This window comes from Desulfotruncus arcticus DSM 17038, from assembly GCF_900113335.1.
GTDB lineage: Bacteria > Bacillota > Desulfotomaculia > Desulfotomaculales > Desulfallaceae > Desulfotruncus > Desulfotruncus arcticus.
On sequence record NZ_FOOX01000020.1, the window covers coordinates 52,220 to 65,890 of the forward strand.

Sequence of the window (13,671 nt, forward strand, 5' to 3'; positions counted from 1 at the left end):
AACCCCTCATAAAAAAAAACCGGCGTTAACCGGTTCTCAAGTTTGTTTAGAAATTTTAACATCCAAATATACTCGTACATACTCAGAATTTCTATTTTGATACTGGGTCGATTCAGATAGAATGCGATAACCTTTCTCACGAAGGCTCAGGATCATTCTTTCCACTTCTGCAGGGAGACCCTGAAGACGGATTTTTACCATTTCAAAAACTCCTCTATTTTCATTTAAAAAGTTAATAAAACTATTGTCCATTAACAGCCTGCATAATTGCCCGGAGACCAGCATCCTGTAAGCCGCCGCCTTTGCCGCGCTTTCCTCCGCCAATCGAAACAGGTTCTTTTGCATATGTAACTTCCACGTTATATTCACGTAATTTGTTCTTCTGGCGGTTACGCCTTTGTCGGCGCTGGCATTTGCGCTTATTCAACCAACCTTCTATACCGCCAATTTCATATAACCTACTGTAACTCATGTCAAGTACGTGAGCTAAAGCCCTTACTCCATCATGCCCACAGTTTTTCATCATGAATCTAACCATAATGGTTCTCATTTCAGGCTCAAATTTCCATGCTGTTTGAATTTCAGATTTAGTACCTAATATCTCAGTCAATACCATCCCTCCCGTATAATGCCTTTTTACTACGCACTCTCCAAGGGGCCGGCATGACAATCCGACCCCGTACGACAGCGCATAATAACGCTGTTTTTTATGAATAAACATGATTGCGCTATAACAGCGGCGATATCCTTTGACCCTTTACGGGGAGCTCGTCAAGCCCCGTTGCCGATATACGGTGGGGGAGCTCTTAGCATCTATGCGCCTGGTTATTAATTCACGTGGTATTTGATAACACATAATTTAGATCCGCATAAATTTATCTATTCTCAAACCTCCGCGAAAAATAAACCATTTGCTTCGCCGTTCATTCCCGGCTCTCTTTGCCGATATCTGCCAAAACTATTATTATCAATCATCTTCCCGCCAGGCAACGGTTTTTCAACCAGTAACGTGACGGGGTTCTAATGCAATTGTCAGGGATCAAACCGGCTTGCGGCCACCGGTAAACTGCTCCCGGTTACCGGATGGGAGCTTCCTGTTTTTATTTATGTAAATTACACATGATGTTTACAGGCATAACATCGGACGGTTCACGCCCTACTGCCGATTTTGACGGCACGCCTTCGGGCAGTTTGTCGCTGCCCGGGGGCCTACTGTCAAGATAGGCTATTAATTTCCTCCCCCCTACCCCCCCCGCCAAGCATCAATAGACTATACCGCATTTGATAAATTCAATACTAATTCCCTGAGATCATGGAACGCTTTTTCCAACCTGCTACTGTAACCGGGTTCACTTCCAGTTCACTTGCTACTTGCCTTAGTGATTTCCCCTCCGCCCGCATTTCCAATGCCTTTTCCCTGATTTCTTCCCTGGCTTCTTCACGCTGTGCCTCCAGGTCTGATACCCAGTTTTGCACCGTCTGCCGGGTCACTCCCATAACATTCGCTATCTCTCTGTCACCGGCCTGGTCCCGTACCACCGCCTGACCAGTTCTCTCATCTCACCCCTAGTTAGTGGTTTGCCGTGATGCAGGTTCAATTCTACTGCCCGGGCAGCTGGGTCATCCGGATTTTCAATTATAACTTCTACGTCATCCGTACCTATTTGTATGCATGCTTCAAAACGGTGCCGTCCATCCAGGAGTCGGTTATCCCGGGTTATCACTATTGGCGGAAATTTTGCGCCAGCAGCCATGGCCTCGCGGTAGCGCTCGACTGTATCCGGATCGAAATTCGTTCTCGGGTATATGGTTTCGTCGATGGCGATATTATTTATTTTCATATGTATTCACTTCGCAATATAGGAAAATTAATGGCATCTTTTAGATAGGTGCTTGCTCTACACGAGAGTTAACCTCATGATCTTTCTTATCCCTGGTATTATTTAAAAGGGAAATATCACGAATAACAGCCTCTGCAATTAGTCGCTTCATCATCTGGTAACCCTGGTTTATGGCCAACTGATCTCGATCCTTAGGGGGTACTTGATAAGTTTTGATTTTTATTGATTCGCAACGCGATTTACGTGCCACAGGGCACCTCTCCTTATTGCGCATTTTAAACAAACATTTACCCCGGGTCCGACACGCATTTACATTAATTTTTAGGTCGCCGTGGTAAGATATAATTACGCTTGTGATTCTTAAAAAGCTGGATATTTTACTTAGCTACTAAACTAATCAATTGATTTGTTGATTTGCTTCATTATTATGGCCCTGGCTAATCGACCTGCCCAAGGTACCGCACAATCGTCTCCTATCCACCAGCGGCACCTGCTTTGTTTACATGGCTGGTCTATTGGCATTAACCCAGCAGTGTTATCTTTAAGGTAAGCAGTTAATACCGGACAAATTTTGGCATGGCGATCTTTTTTAGGTTCCATTGTTAAGCTCCTTTTAGTTAACTGGCTTGCTCTTCGAGAAGGTCGGTAAGCTTTACACCAAGAGTAGCTGCCAGTTTCACCGCTTCATTTATATCAGGCAATAGTTTACCAGTTTCCCAATCCGAAATAGTTGTTTGTGGCTTGTTAACTAACCGGCCTAATTCCAGTTGCGACAGCTTCTGTTTTTTACGAAAGTATCTGAGCTGAGCTCCAAACACTTCATCCACCTCCATTTAACATGTTAAACGATATTTCGTTATAGTCAACGAAAAACCGTTAACTGCACCTAAAAAAACTAATGTAAAATAGTTTAAATAACGATATTCCGTTAAAAGGAAAATTTGCCATGGATATTAATGAACACATTATCAAGCTTCGGAAAGAAAAAGGTTATAGCACAACCAGACTTGCCAAACTGGCTGGCATCGCACAATCAACATTACGTGAAATCGAACTTGGTAATACTTCACCAACGTTTGATACTATAAGAAAAATTAGTATTGCATTGGGGGTACCCCCGTTTGTTTTTGCTATAGATCCCGATTTTCAACCACCTGAGTTATCAGAGTTTTTGCTTGCGGGAACCTCTCTTGAGTTTCGTCGCATAGTATTGAAGTTAAAACAATTGCCACCAGACAAGCTTAAAATTCTCGAATCAGTTTTAGATACATGGGTTGAATCTAACTAAATCCTCACCGCCACTAAACCGAAAGGAGAGCAACCATGACTAATGAAGAATTCCAAACATTAGTACTCCAACACTTTCAAAAGGTTTATGAGAAATTAGATTCCGTTGATAAACGCCAAATTAAATTAGAAAATGTAGTTACTCGCATAGAAACCGACCACGGCGAAAAACTTAGTATCCTTTTAGACGGCCATGAGCAAAAAACTCAAATACTTGACCGCCACACCGAGCAACTTGACCGCATTGAAAGTAAAATCGAAAGCCACGACATCCAAATTTCCGTGCTGGATAAAACCAAAGCTAATAAGCGTAAAGCAAAGTAATCCTATTGGCATTAACCCGGCAGTGTTGTCTTTAAGATAAGCAGTTAATACCGGACAAATTTTGGCGTGGCGATCTTTTTTAGGTTCCATGGGTTAGCTTCCTTCAGTGCCTGTATGTCTTTTACCACCACTACATACATGTAATGGTTTATCCAAAAAAATATATTCATTATAGTCAAGTCCATTTTTCTTGCAAAATTTCATAAACCTTCCTAGAAATTTAGGACCTGCTACACTTTTGGTATTCAATACCCTATGTAATTGAGCAACGTCAACTTCAAGCTGACGGGCAAACTCATGATAATTACCTTCAGCATGTATAGACATCAATTTTTTCACTTTTTCTTTATTTAAAAACATTATTACACCTCCAGGTATTACATGTAATCAACATTGATTACATGTAATACTATAACACTGCCATTACATGCAGTCAATGGATTTTTTAAAAAAAGTTGGTCATTGATTGCAATCAATGATTTTGTTATATAATATGTACTATAGGTAAAAGGAGTAGGAGATATCTATATGTTTGATAAACAAAAATTTGCTCAATTATTAAACAGGGCACGAGGAGACAGATCAATTAATCAGTATGCTTTACATACCGGTGTTACATCAGCTCACATATCTAGATTATCAAGGGCTATACTAGATTCGCCACCATCTCCTCAAACAATAAAAAAATTAGCTGATAATGCATACAATGATGTCACATATAAAGATTTGATGGCAGCTGCCGGGTACCTCGATCAAAAAGACCCTCCAAAACCAAAGGCACTTGAAGGGTTGGATATGTTTTTTTTACGAGCCGTTGGCAAACTATCTCCGGAAGGAAAAAAGAAAGTTTATGATTACGTTGAAATGGTTGATGCCTTAGAAAAACAAAAAATAAAAGAACAAAATAAGAAAAAATAAACCACCGCAAAAATAGCGGTGGTTTTGTTGCTTTTTAAACATTCGACATTATTCAACAGGAGATGACATTTTGACTGAATCAAATGCTACAATAGAGGCGAGATTATTAGTCAATGCGCTCAAACCTAAATATCCTTTAGAGGTTACCTGGTTAGCCAATCAAATACTTGATAAACCTGTTATACTTGATGAGCAAGATTTCCCCATGAATATATGTGCCATGATTTTGGACAAGCCCATATATACCTCTGTACATATTTGTGTAAACCTTAATAGGCCTCACACAAGCCGGCGTTTTGGCGTGATACATGAATTAGCGCACCTATACCTGGGCCACAAAGGGAATATTAGTTTTATTGAAGAAGAGGAAGACCCTGTCCTTCACACAGAAGCCGATGACTTTTCAACCGAAATGCTTACACCTAAACATAGTATACTTATGCTAGCCCATAGATACCATGAGCCAATGGTCCTAATTCATAAAATTTTACGCGGTTATGATGTTAGTCTGGAAATGACGTGCAGAAGAATTTTAGAACTTGAAATTTTTAATGGCACTTTTACTTGCTTTAATGAAAATGATACATTTTTTTCTTATAGCACTCATGGATTTGAACTTAATACAGAAAATATTAATTACATACCCAAGATTAACAAAGGTTGCTTAATAACACGTAAAGAAACTATACACGGTGTTCCTGTCAATTGTTATATCAAACGTTTCATTAGTGGAAATTTTTTAATAGCTTTGGTAGAAGAGAGTCCAAAACCGTTTATAGAAAAACGACCTATCTTCATCCTGCGTGCTTAGGTAATTAATTTTACCTTCGTAAATGGCCATAATGGCCATATTGTATTATAATTAATGTAAGAATAACATAGAGGTGATTTACCCATGCCAAGCATTCCTATTCATGAGGCGAAAAATAAACTAAGTGCTTTAAGACGTGAAGCCATAGCTGGTAGAGAATTTCTATTAGCTGATACAAAAAGAAAAGACGACCAACCAGCATCACTCATTTCAACAGCTTTACTAGATGAACTATGTGAGAGTAAAACTTTTTCTTTCGGATGGCCTGATGAACCGGGAAAAGAAAGTGATAATTATTCGCTTTATAACCATGAAACCGGAGTATATGGTATCGGCCCCACAAAAAAGGAAGCTGTAGAAGATTTTATTGATAATATCGTGGATTATACTAATGTATATTTTAACGACCTTCCATTTTATTTAAGCATATCCGGTGGCCGTCGTGGACATTATTGGTATCTACGGCGTATTCTTCGCTGCGAAGGAAATAAAGAAAGAATTTATCAGTTAATGGAACTAGATAAGGTGATGGTTGATTAATGGGGTATACCTTTACTTGGGATGACATCGAAAAAATTTGCCGCAAATTAGGGATGAAAAAACAAGGCAAAACCGCTGTTTGGAAAGGTGTAGGGCCAGATGGAATTAAGCGTACCTGTGTTATCCATGCCAAACATAAAGGTAATATAGGAAGTGGTTTAGCACAGAAGATCGCCACAAGAGAACTAGGTTTTTCCTCGGTAGAAGAAATGTATAATTTTTTAAAAGCTATCTAGAAAAATTTACATTTAAATCAAATGAGAACAAGTCCCGGTGATTAAAGATCATAAATTAAGCTAATTTTAACCGAGGTGTTAATATGACCCAGATATACAACTTCCGTAACACATACAAAGAAAAAAACAACTCTATCCGCTATGCCGTAGCCGTATTTCGAACATCAACCGAGGATCAATTCATAAGAGGTAATTCTATTACCGAGCAGAACAGCCGTATAGATAAATGGGCTTTGAAAAACAACGTTATAATCATTGACAGGGAAGATATCGACCACTCTGCTTATCGAGGCCTGGATGAAGATCCCCGAATGTTACATTTACTTGAAAAAGCAAAATCAGATCCACGAGTCAGTTTCTTTTTGGTTGATGAAAAAAGCAGATTTGCCAGACGTAAAGTTCTTCGCGTAATGTGGGCACATGAACTCCGTCAGCATGGCGTTGAAGTTATTGGTGTCAGTGAACCTCACTATGACCGTAATTCCATTATGGGTGTATGGTGGGAGGGTATGAGCGAAACCAAGGACGAGGCTCGTTCCATGGAAACAGCTTACTGGACCATGCGTGGCATGTTACGCAATTTCCAGGAACGAGATCCCGAAACCGGTCATTGTTACCGTAACGGTGGACCGCCGGCATACGGCTATAAAAATGTCCATGTAACCAGAGGCAAAGACCCCAGAGGTAAAGATATCGTTAAACTTATCTGGGACATCAATGACGAGCATGCACCAATTGTCCGTTACGTTGTGCTAACTTGTTGGTTAGAAAAAAACATGACATTCAAGGCGATAAGAAACCATTTACAGTCTAATGAACCCAAATGGGACGGACGACGTGAACCGGTTCTAAACGCTAAAAACAAACCTTGGAGTCTAACCTCTATTCGCGAGATGTGTGTTAAGGCGATGGAGGGGTATTACAACGGGGTAGGTTACTTTAATCGCACCAGTAAGGATCTAGTTGGTACCGGCCAAAAGTGGAAAGATACAGAGGAATGGCTTCGACTAGAAAATGCCCACCCTAAAATTATTACAGATGAAGAATTTGTAAAGTTAGTTAAAGTGAAAGGTTTAAAAATGGAGCAAAGAAAAAAATCCGGGTTCATACCTCCTCGGGCAGAAAACAGTCGATATTTATTTACAGGAAAAAATCTAATCGGTGAGAATATGTTTACCTGCCTTCGCTGCGGCGGTCCGATGAAAGGTTCACCGTCAGGAGGTTATTTGTACTATATATGTTCAAATAGGGATAATCAAGCTGTGATAATAATGCTCACTTAGCACAGGATGAAATCGAAAAAGTTGTTATTGATTACATTAAGGGAATGTTTTCGCCAGCAATGCTGGACGAAATAGTAAAAGAGGCAGAGAGAATTCTGGGACAGGAAAATAGCGACCAAGACGGGGCTATAAAACACTTGGAGAAATCTATTCAAGAAAAACAGCAGGCTATCAGTAACCTTCTTGAGCGTTAAAATTCGCCAAGGACCGTTCTATTATGCCTACACTAACAGCTGAACTTGACAAACTACAACAGGAAAAATCAGCTTTATTAAGCGATTTGGAAGAAATCAAATTGGACAAGCCAAAGTCTGTAATAATTGATTAGGCAGCTATAATTAAAAAAATAAATTATCTTGAAACGGTTTTGCGAAGTGATAAAGTCAGTAATCGCGATAAAAAAATAGCTGTTAAGGGCTTTGTAAAACAGCTTCAATATGACCCAGTAGAAAATATGCTTCATATATATTTCTGGCCTTCACCGGTGGACCAGGCCAGCCCGATGGTTACCGAGGCGCTAAAAAGCAGAAAAGCCGGAGATAACAGCTCTCCGACTTTCCCGGCTTTAGGTGGAGGCGACACCCGGATTTGAACCGGGGGATGAAGGATTTGCAGTCCTCTGCCTTACCACTTGGCTATGTCGCCTTGGGAAAGACCTCCCCAAAAACGCAACCCCGCATCTGGTGCGGCCTAAACCTTCTATCCAGATATTAACAAACTAATAATTTTATTAACTTTTGGCCTGAGTCCCCTGCCGCTATTTCGAAAATCCTCTGCCGCTGGCTAAAGTCCTCCGTCGTCATTATAACTCCATAATATTTCTAAAGCCACTCCTTATGGCAACTACTCCAAAAACTCCTTTGCCATGCAATGTTGGAAATGGTTCGAATATACGTTAATCTTTGGGAAACAGATTTGCAGGCAATGCATATGCAGTTTAACCCGGTGGACAGGCTTTTAAACAATTAATTAAAACGGGGGTATTAAGCTCCCTTTTATTCCCCTCAGCTATCTTATTTTAATAAACACAATATTGTTAAATACCCCGTTCCCTTTATACTTGTTATTTAAACATAACTAAACACAGAGAAGCGGTATACTTGTTCAGTACGCACCGCTTCTCCCTCCGAACTGATTCCTTCTCTAATTTAATTTAATTAACCCAATGGTAATCCAACTGCATCAAGCAAATCTTCCTTTTTTTGGTATTGTAGCCATAATATAAAGCCCCTATCTACGACATGAAGCCTTAGGTTAGATTCATCATAATCTAAAATTGTTGGCTTAACGCCCTTATTAATTTGTAACGATGCAGTAAATTTAAGTGCTTGCGTAATATTACCAGAGTTCAATTCCTCACCACGGGGGTGCTTTTGCTCTAGCTTTTTTCTTATTTCAGAATATCTTAATCCTTTTTCTAATTCCTCCGTTGTTGCTGTCAGTATCGGATAAAGAAGCCACTTATACATTTGAAGAGTAGTATCTTGAAAACCATCCGCAAATTGAATTATAAATGAATTATACCTACCCGACTGTTGATTGACTATTTCTTTTATAATATCCTGGACTGATTTATCAACATTGACAACAATATTTTCTTCTTGAGTTTCTTCGATTCCTTTTAATTCACATGCTTTATAGCATGCCTCTTGAACTATATAAACACTTTCCTGGCAATTATTTATTAAATTATTCTTAAAATCATCCGTGAAGGTAATATATAGAAGTTGTTCCCCATTTTTTATAACCTCAAGAAGTTGAGGCTTAGTCCATTTATCGGCGTTAATAGCCATAACCCTACCAGTTAAATCGCCATTATAAACAATTAAGCGATTTTCCTCAAGCCATACTCCAACTATTACAAAACATAAGTTAGAATTTTCATGAAAAGCCTTGAGTTCAACTGCAAAATCCTTTTGTGTTTCAGGTTTAAGATAATGAAAATCTTCAAGTATTATTAGTTTACTAAACTTCATCTGGGCAAGAGCATTAATTATGTCGTTTACATCATCAATATCTAATTCAAGTTGAACACTTGTTATTGCCGTCTCCTTTTCTTGCTGTTTTTCCCCTTGTAAAGATGAACCTATACCTAAAACTTTTGCCGTAAGCGAAGCAACAATCTTGTTTTTTCCCCTCTCGGTCTTAACGACAGATTGCTTAATTTCAAAACCTGCCCGTTTAAGAATATTTGCATTAATGTCTCCGATGTCCCATTGATTAGAACAATGGATAGTTATGTAATCTTCCTGCTTTAAGTTTTTTTTTCGAAGACTTGTTTTTCCTTGTTTTGAACTTCCGAATATAACTATATGCTTATCTCTTTTAAGCTCTTTAAACTTATCATCAATACCTTCTCTTGCCACATAGTTCTCTGGTACATTTCTTGAAATTCCAAATACATCTTGTGTTTTATAAACGGTTATTGTTGCCATATGATTTCTCCCTTTATACATATTAGGAATGGGTATATTCGCCGCACCCGAATGACTTACATTATAACACATTTCACTTAATATATTAATATTTCCAGTAAAGGTTAAGGTTATTATATACACCATATTTACGCTACTTATTCATTATGATGGCTACAGTAAAATCGACATATATCTATTTAATTATACAAAGGTTTCTTAACAAATAAGCAGAATATAAAAAATAATATCAGCTGGGTGGTGTTAATATTGAACGAACAAACTAAAATAAAATTAATACAATTGGGCTTTACTGAAGACGAGATCAACAAAATGGCAGATACATTTAAAAACACACTAAAACTTTCCCCCCAAAAAGTCGAATCGGCATTTAATGAACTTATTAATCAAGGGCTTGATGAACAATCCGCACATGATTTCTTTGTCCATACTCCATCTATCTTTGGAAAAGCAGTTGAAACAACTAGAAAACAATTCGACCTTTATCGGCAAATATTTGGGGATAGGTATATTGAAGTCATTAGTGATAGTCCAAGACGATTAATCCAAGGGCCTGAAACAATAATAAATAGATTAAACTATTTTAAAAGCGAAAATATACCCTTAGCTGAGGTTCAAAAAAATATATTTATTGGAAAGAAACAATTCAAGAAGAAATATGGTGTTGAACTATAAACTTACACATTACAAACATACCCTGTTCTCTAATTAAATCTTGCGTAAAAAGCCCCTGCGTCGCTTTTGGTACGACCAAGGGCGTTCGATTTTTAATGTAACAAGATAGCAAAAAAGAAGCCGCAGATACGGCCCCTGTAAACAGGGTGGTAATTAAGTTTTTAAATCCACGCCACAACGTAATTACCCCCAGGTAATTACGCCACTCGGCTTTTTGCTATTTCAAAGTAATCAGGGTCTTTTTCAATCACAATAAAATTAAACCCTTCCCTTTTGGCTGCCACCGCCGTACTGCCACTCCCGCCGAAGGGATCTAACACGATACCTCCTGGAGGTGTTATTAGTCGGCAAAGCCACGCCATCAAGTCCCTTGGCTTTACCGTGGGATGGTTATTCCGGTATTTCGGAATTTTACCGCCAGTTAAACTTCCGTCAGCACTTCCGCACATACTACCGCCGCATTTTTCTTCAAGGCTGATCACGTTGCCCTGCCAGTCGGTGTTCCGGTCATTCTTGCTTGCCTTTTTGGACAGTTCCCGTGATGTTACATTAAAATATGGGGCATACCATTGGTCAGGGTCAATTGTGACACAATTTGCCGGGAAGCGGCCCATCTCCCCAATTTTACAGCCGTCAATATTCAGCCCTCCAGTTCCATATGTTTCAACGTTATTGCACACAGTTTTCTCCAGGGGCTTCCTCGCTAAAAGTATCGGTTCATGGGCTGGTTTCAGGGCCGTCCCCCACCCGTCCCACTGTTTTGCCAGATCGGTGGTAGGTAACTTAATTGGCACCTCCTTTACTGCCTGGGAGTTTTCGTCTTGGAAGGCATAAGTTTTACCGCTTCCAATACCGGCCTTTTGGGTGCCTATTACTTCCCGTTCGGCCCCAGCCTGCCTGTCAAATTGTTTGCTTACGTTCATGCTTTTGGGAAAGCCTTTCACGTACAGCCATTCTATTACGTCCCTAATCTCAAAGCCCGCCAGCCGAAGGGCCGTGGTCATAAGGTCTTGTGTCCGTGTCCCCGCAAAGCAAAGGATGTGTCCCCCAGGTTTTAGCACACGGTAAACTTCCCGCCAAAGGGAAGGGCTGGGCACAAAGCTGTCCCATTCCTTACCCATAAAGCCTTTACCGGGGTGCCTGTATTCCTGGTCGTTCATCCAGTGGGTCAAGACTTCCCTAATGTCCGGTTCTTTGGAAAGGCCATAAGGCGGGTCAGTTACCACCGAGTCAATTGACAGTTCAGGCAGTTCCTTTAACACATCATAGCTGTCGCCCAGGGTAACTACGTTTATAAACTGCTGCATTTGTTATGCCTCCTGCGTTTATCTTTTTTAGGGAAGGTCTTGCAGTAGCTGTAATAAGAAAGGTCTGGCCTGGGAGTTTCCCTTTTATTTCGTACCTTCACCTGTCCATCAGATAAGAACGGATATTCTTGACGGGTCACTTTATCGGGGCACTTGTCGGCCAGATCATCTTTTAAAATGCAATTGGCCAGCCATTCCAGCGGTTTGGTGTCGGGTAATTCACCCGTCTGATTAACATAGGCTTCGCAAAGGTCGTCCACGGCTTTTATACGCCACGGCATGGGCATTTCTTTTGCCGTTAGTTCCTTTACAGCTTCCGTAAAGGCCGTTTTGTAATCGCTGTCTTTACTGAATTTACCGTCATACAATGTCTTGGGCCTCCTCCTTTGCCTTGTTGTTGGCGGCCACTTTCCGCACGACGTTATTTACGTGGTCACTTACGGCTTGTTGTGAAATGGTAAGAATTCGGGCCACTTCGTATTGGGTCAAGTCCTTTATAAATACATGGTAAATAACTTCTTGTTGGCGTTCGGTTAACTTGGCCTCCTTTATGCTCTGATAAAAGTCCATCAACAAAATACAGGCGTCAAAGTCACCTTGAAGGTAGCGGACTTCCCTTATGCGGTGCATCTGTAACAGCAGGGCGTAAACACCTTTTACCTTATCCAGGGGGTAGGCGTCTTCCAGCCGCTTTTCTTTGGTAGCCAGGTCAATCTTTACGCTACCCAGGGCGTTCCCCTCCTTTGTAAAAATTCCAACATCTGTTCCGCCTGGATCTCCAGTTCTTCCACGGAGCCTTCGTTCCACAACTCAAAGTCCGTTACGAAAGTGTTAATATGCCTTTCGGTTTCGTGGTCAAGGTCGGCGGGTTCGAATTCGTCACCGACGGCCCGCATGCGTTCCAGGCGGGTGGCGTGAGAGGCGTTTACCCGTACAATGGAAAAACCCTTATTACGTAAGGCTCTGTATTCGTTGGGCTGTCTCATGTCCGTAATAATGACACTTTTATTCCGGGCCGCTTCTATTTCATTGAAAGTGTATTTAATCCATACTTCAGGGTCATACTTGCGTAAGTCTTGGCCTAAGCCCTGGTAAAGCTTTCTGGGCTTACGGCCCTGGGTCAGCATGCCGGGAAAGGCTAGGGCACATACTTTGCGTATTCCGTCGGCAAAGGCAAAGCTTTGAAAGTTATGAATGTCGGCTAAATATTGGGCCACCGTGTCCTTGCCGCTTCTCATTCTTCCGGTCAGGGCAATTTTTAATACGTCAATCCCTTCTATTTAAACCTCCCGCCCTTCTTCGACAGCCAGCCACTGTTCAAGCTGTTTAATTCGTTTGATTAGGTGTTCATAATAAGCCCGTTCAATAATGTCCAGCCGTTCCAGAATGTTTTGCATGGAAAGGGGCTTTTCAGGGTCGGCCAGTTCAATAATATCCGCCTCGAATTCTTCCAACTCGGTTTTCAGGTCAGCCAGTAATTCTTTGTAGCTTATTACGTTGTCATTTCTCAACTGTCGTTCTCCCTTCAAATTTAAGCCACTTAAATTCTTGGGCCTGAATTTCATAACACATTTTCCCGCCCCACAGCAGAAAGGCTACGGGTTTTCTAGTTTTGCGTATTCGTTCCAGGTCAACGGTCTTTAAGACGGTAAACACCGGGCTATCCGTTTCGTAGCCGTTCACCCAGATAACGGAGGCCCTTTGTTTTAAATAACTTTCTAACTGGTCAACTTTAAAATGAAATCTTAAAAGCCTTTTGTTATTAAATTTTACTTCCACGGGTTGCCCGTTTAGCTTAAAGTCCGCCAGGGTGTTCACTTCGCCCCGCTCCAACAGCTTGCCGGAGTTATCGCAGCCGTTGTCTTCAACCTCTAAAGCTATCTTGTATTTCATTTCGTAATAACGGACGTACCAGCTAATAATTTCCCGTTCAACTCTGGTTCCCTGGGCTATGTCTTCGGCAAACTGCTCCACGGTGCGGTTGTCCATTCGATAACGGTCAAAGGCGTACATG

Annotated in this window: 25 protein-coding genes and 1 tRNA gene; 10 read left to right on the forward strand and 16 right to left on the reverse strand. The window is 40.7% G+C overall.

Translation table 11 applies throughout. The features are described 5' to 3' along the window. Nucleotides 1-36: 36 nt before the first annotated feature. The 7 genes from BM056_RS21220 to BM056_RS21250 all read right to left on the reverse strand — a co-directional run bounded on the left by BM056_RS21220 (nucleotide 37) and on the right by BM056_RS21250 (nucleotide 2,674). Nucleotides 37-252: a DUF3970 family protein gene (locus BM056_RS21220; RefSeq protein WP_092474238.1), complete on the reverse strand. Its 216-nt coding sequence runs from the start codon at nucleotides 250-252 to the stop codon at nucleotides 37-39. Next, nucleotides 242-610 carry a hypothetical protein gene (locus BM056_RS21225; RefSeq protein WP_092474240.1) on the reverse strand — a complete coding sequence of 123 codons (369 nt, stop codon included), beginning with the start codon at nucleotides 608-610 and terminating at the stop codon, nucleotides 242-244. Before BM056_RS21225 ends, BM056_RS21220 begins: the two co-directional genes overlap by 11 nt. A gap of 686 nt (nucleotides 611-1,296) precedes the next feature. After that, nucleotides 1,297-1,539, reverse strand: a complete 243-nt coding sequence (locus BM056_RS21230) for a helix-turn-helix domain-containing protein (RefSeq protein WP_131820811.1) — start codon at nucleotides 1,537-1,539, stop codon at nucleotides 1,297-1,299. Beyond that, nucleotides 1,506-1,841 carry a ParB N-terminal domain-containing protein gene (locus BM056_RS21235; RefSeq protein WP_092474244.1) on the reverse strand — a complete coding sequence of 112 codons (336 nt, stop codon included), beginning with the start codon at nucleotides 1,839-1,841 and terminating at the stop codon, nucleotides 1,506-1,508. Before BM056_RS21235 ends, BM056_RS21230 begins: the two co-directional genes overlap by 34 nt. A gap of 40 nt (nucleotides 1,842-1,881) precedes the next feature. Then, nucleotides 1,882-2,091: a hypothetical protein gene (locus BM056_RS21240; protein WP_092474246.1), complete on the reverse strand. Its 210-nt coding sequence runs from the start codon at nucleotides 2,089-2,091 to the stop codon at nucleotides 1,882-1,884. Between the two features lie 143 nt (nucleotides 2,092-2,234). Further along, on the reverse strand, nucleotides 2,235-2,441 hold the full coding sequence (locus tag BM056_RS21245) for a hypothetical protein (RefSeq protein ID WP_092474248.1): 207 nt from the start codon (nucleotides 2,439-2,441) through the stop codon (nucleotides 2,235-2,237). Nucleotides 2,442-2,458: 17 nt separating this feature from the next. After that, nucleotides 2,459-2,674: a helix-turn-helix transcriptional regulator gene (locus BM056_RS21250; RefSeq protein WP_165613647.1), complete on the reverse strand. Its 216-nt coding sequence runs from the start codon at nucleotides 2,672-2,674 to the stop codon at nucleotides 2,459-2,461. A gap of 113 nt (nucleotides 2,675-2,787) precedes the next feature. Between BM056_RS21250 and BM056_RS21255 the strand changes: the two genes are divergently transcribed. Both BM056_RS21255 and BM056_RS21260 read left to right on the forward strand, forming a co-directional pair. Continuing rightward, nucleotides 2,788-3,129, forward strand: coding sequence for a helix-turn-helix domain-containing protein (locus BM056_RS21255; RefSeq protein WP_092474250.1), 342 nt, complete (start codon nucleotides 2,788-2,790; stop codon nucleotides 3,127-3,129). A gap of 35 nt (nucleotides 3,130-3,164) precedes the next feature. After that, nucleotides 3,165-3,452 carry a hypothetical protein gene (locus tag BM056_RS21260; protein ID WP_092474252.1) on the forward strand — a complete coding sequence of 96 codons (288 nt, stop codon included), beginning with the start codon at nucleotides 3,165-3,167 and terminating at the stop codon, nucleotides 3,450-3,452. 93 nt (nucleotides 3,453-3,545) lie between these two features. Here BM056_RS21260 and BM056_RS21265 read toward each other — a convergent pair whose 3' ends face one another. Beyond that, complete coding sequence (locus BM056_RS21265; RefSeq protein WP_092474254.1) at nucleotides 3,546-3,812, reverse strand: hypothetical protein; 267 nt, start codon at nucleotides 3,810-3,812, stop codon at nucleotides 3,546-3,548. A 168-nt stretch (nucleotides 3,813-3,980) separates the two neighbouring features. On the opposite strand from BM056_RS21265, the gene BM056_RS21270 reads away from it, so the two are divergent. From BM056_RS21270 to BM056_RS25900, 7 genes are all read left to right on the forward strand, one after another. Continuing rightward, the gene (locus BM056_RS21270) at nucleotides 3,981-4,370 is read left to right on the forward strand and encodes a hypothetical protein (RefSeq protein WP_092474256.1); all 390 of its coding nucleotides are present in this window, start codon (nucleotides 3,981-3,983) and stop codon (nucleotides 4,368-4,370) included. A gap of 70 nt (nucleotides 4,371-4,440) precedes the next feature. Then, entirely contained in the window at nucleotides 4,441-5,181 is a 741-nt protein-coding gene (locus BM056_RS21275; protein WP_092474258.1) for an ImmA/IrrE family metallo-endopeptidase, read from the forward strand. An 84-nt stretch (nucleotides 5,182-5,265) separates the two neighbouring features. Next, nucleotides 5,266-5,721 (forward strand): hypothetical protein, encoded by a 456-nt coding sequence (locus BM056_RS21280; RefSeq protein WP_092474260.1) that lies wholly within the window; start codon nucleotides 5,266-5,268, stop codon nucleotides 5,719-5,721. Beyond that, nucleotides 5,721-5,957 carry a hypothetical protein gene (locus BM056_RS21285; protein ID WP_092474262.1) on the forward strand — a complete coding sequence of 79 codons (237 nt, stop codon included), beginning with the start codon at nucleotides 5,721-5,723 and terminating at the stop codon, nucleotides 5,955-5,957. Before BM056_RS21280 ends, BM056_RS21285 begins: the two co-directional genes overlap by 1 nt. Before the next feature lie 83 nt (nucleotides 5,958-6,040). Next, nucleotides 6,041-7,240 carry a recombinase family protein gene (locus tag BM056_RS21290; protein ID WP_092474263.1) on the forward strand — a complete coding sequence of 400 codons (1,200 nt, stop codon included), beginning with the start codon at nucleotides 6,041-6,043 and terminating at the stop codon, nucleotides 7,238-7,240. A 44-nt stretch (nucleotides 7,241-7,284) separates the two neighbouring features. After that, entirely contained in the window at nucleotides 7,285-7,434 is a 150-nt protein-coding gene (locus BM056_RS26385) for a hypothetical protein (protein WP_165613648.1), read from the forward strand. Nucleotides 7,435-7,607: 173 nt separating this feature from the next. Further along, complete coding sequence (locus tag BM056_RS25900; RefSeq protein ID WP_131820812.1) at nucleotides 7,608-7,832, forward strand: hypothetical protein; 225 nt, start codon at nucleotides 7,608-7,610, stop codon at nucleotides 7,830-7,832. On the opposite strand, the gene BM056_RS21300 is transcribed toward BM056_RS25900, so the two are convergent. Both BM056_RS21300 and BM056_RS21305 read right to left on the reverse strand, forming a co-directional pair. Then, nucleotides 7,811-7,885, reverse strand: a tRNA-Cys gene (locus tag BM056_RS21300). The genes BM056_RS25900 and BM056_RS21300 overlap by 22 nt on opposite strands. Nucleotides 7,886-8,397: 512 nt before the next feature. After that, nucleotides 8,398-9,675: a hypothetical protein gene (locus tag BM056_RS21305; protein WP_092474267.1), complete on the reverse strand. Its 1,278-nt coding sequence runs from the start codon at nucleotides 9,673-9,675 to the stop codon at nucleotides 8,398-8,400. A 249-nt stretch (nucleotides 9,676-9,924) separates the two neighbouring features. Here BM056_RS21305 and BM056_RS21310 point away from each other — a divergent pair, with 249 nt between their 5' ends. After that, on the forward strand, nucleotides 9,925-10,350 hold the full coding sequence (locus BM056_RS21310; protein WP_092474269.1) for a hypothetical protein: 426 nt from the start codon (nucleotides 9,925-9,927) through the stop codon (nucleotides 10,348-10,350). 197 nt (nucleotides 10,351-10,547) lie between these two features. Here the strand turns inward: BM056_RS21310 and BM056_RS21315 are convergent, their stop codons facing one another. From BM056_RS21315 to BM056_RS21340, 6 genes are read right to left on the reverse strand one after another with little or no spacing between them, the layout of a single operon-like run. Beyond that, the gene (locus tag BM056_RS21315) at nucleotides 10,548-11,657 is read right to left on the reverse strand and encodes a DNA-methyltransferase (protein ID WP_092474271.1); all 1,110 of its coding nucleotides are present in this window, start codon (nucleotides 11,655-11,657) and stop codon (nucleotides 10,548-10,550) included. Next, a complete protein-coding gene (locus BM056_RS21320; RefSeq protein ID WP_174549990.1) occupies nucleotides 11,642-12,025 on the reverse strand; it encodes a hypothetical protein in 384 nt (127 codons plus the stop codon). The genes BM056_RS21315 and BM056_RS21320 overlap by 16 nt, the downstream gene beginning before the upstream one ends. After that, complete coding sequence (locus BM056_RS21325) at nucleotides 12,018-12,464, reverse strand: sigma factor-like helix-turn-helix DNA-binding protein (RefSeq protein WP_238456590.1); 447 nt, start codon at nucleotides 12,462-12,464, stop codon at nucleotides 12,018-12,020. The genes BM056_RS21320 and BM056_RS21325 overlap by 8 nt, the downstream gene beginning before the upstream one ends. Then, nucleotides 12,374-12,937 (reverse strand): deoxynucleotide monophosphate kinase family protein, encoded by a 564-nt coding sequence (locus BM056_RS21330; protein ID WP_337833536.1) that lies wholly within the window; start codon nucleotides 12,935-12,937, stop codon nucleotides 12,374-12,376. The genes BM056_RS21325 and BM056_RS21330 overlap by 91 nt, the downstream gene beginning before the upstream one ends. Continuing rightward, nucleotides 12,938-13,168, reverse strand: coding sequence for a hypothetical protein (locus tag BM056_RS21335; protein ID WP_092474275.1), 231 nt, complete (start codon nucleotides 13,166-13,168; stop codon nucleotides 12,938-12,940). Beyond that, nucleotides 13,158-13,670: a hypothetical protein gene (locus BM056_RS21340; protein ID WP_092474277.1), complete on the reverse strand. Its 513-nt coding sequence runs from the start codon at nucleotides 13,668-13,670 to the stop codon at nucleotides 13,158-13,160. The genes BM056_RS21335 and BM056_RS21340 overlap by 11 nt, the downstream gene beginning before the upstream one ends. Between the last annotated feature and the right edge of the window lies 1 nt (nucleotide 13,671).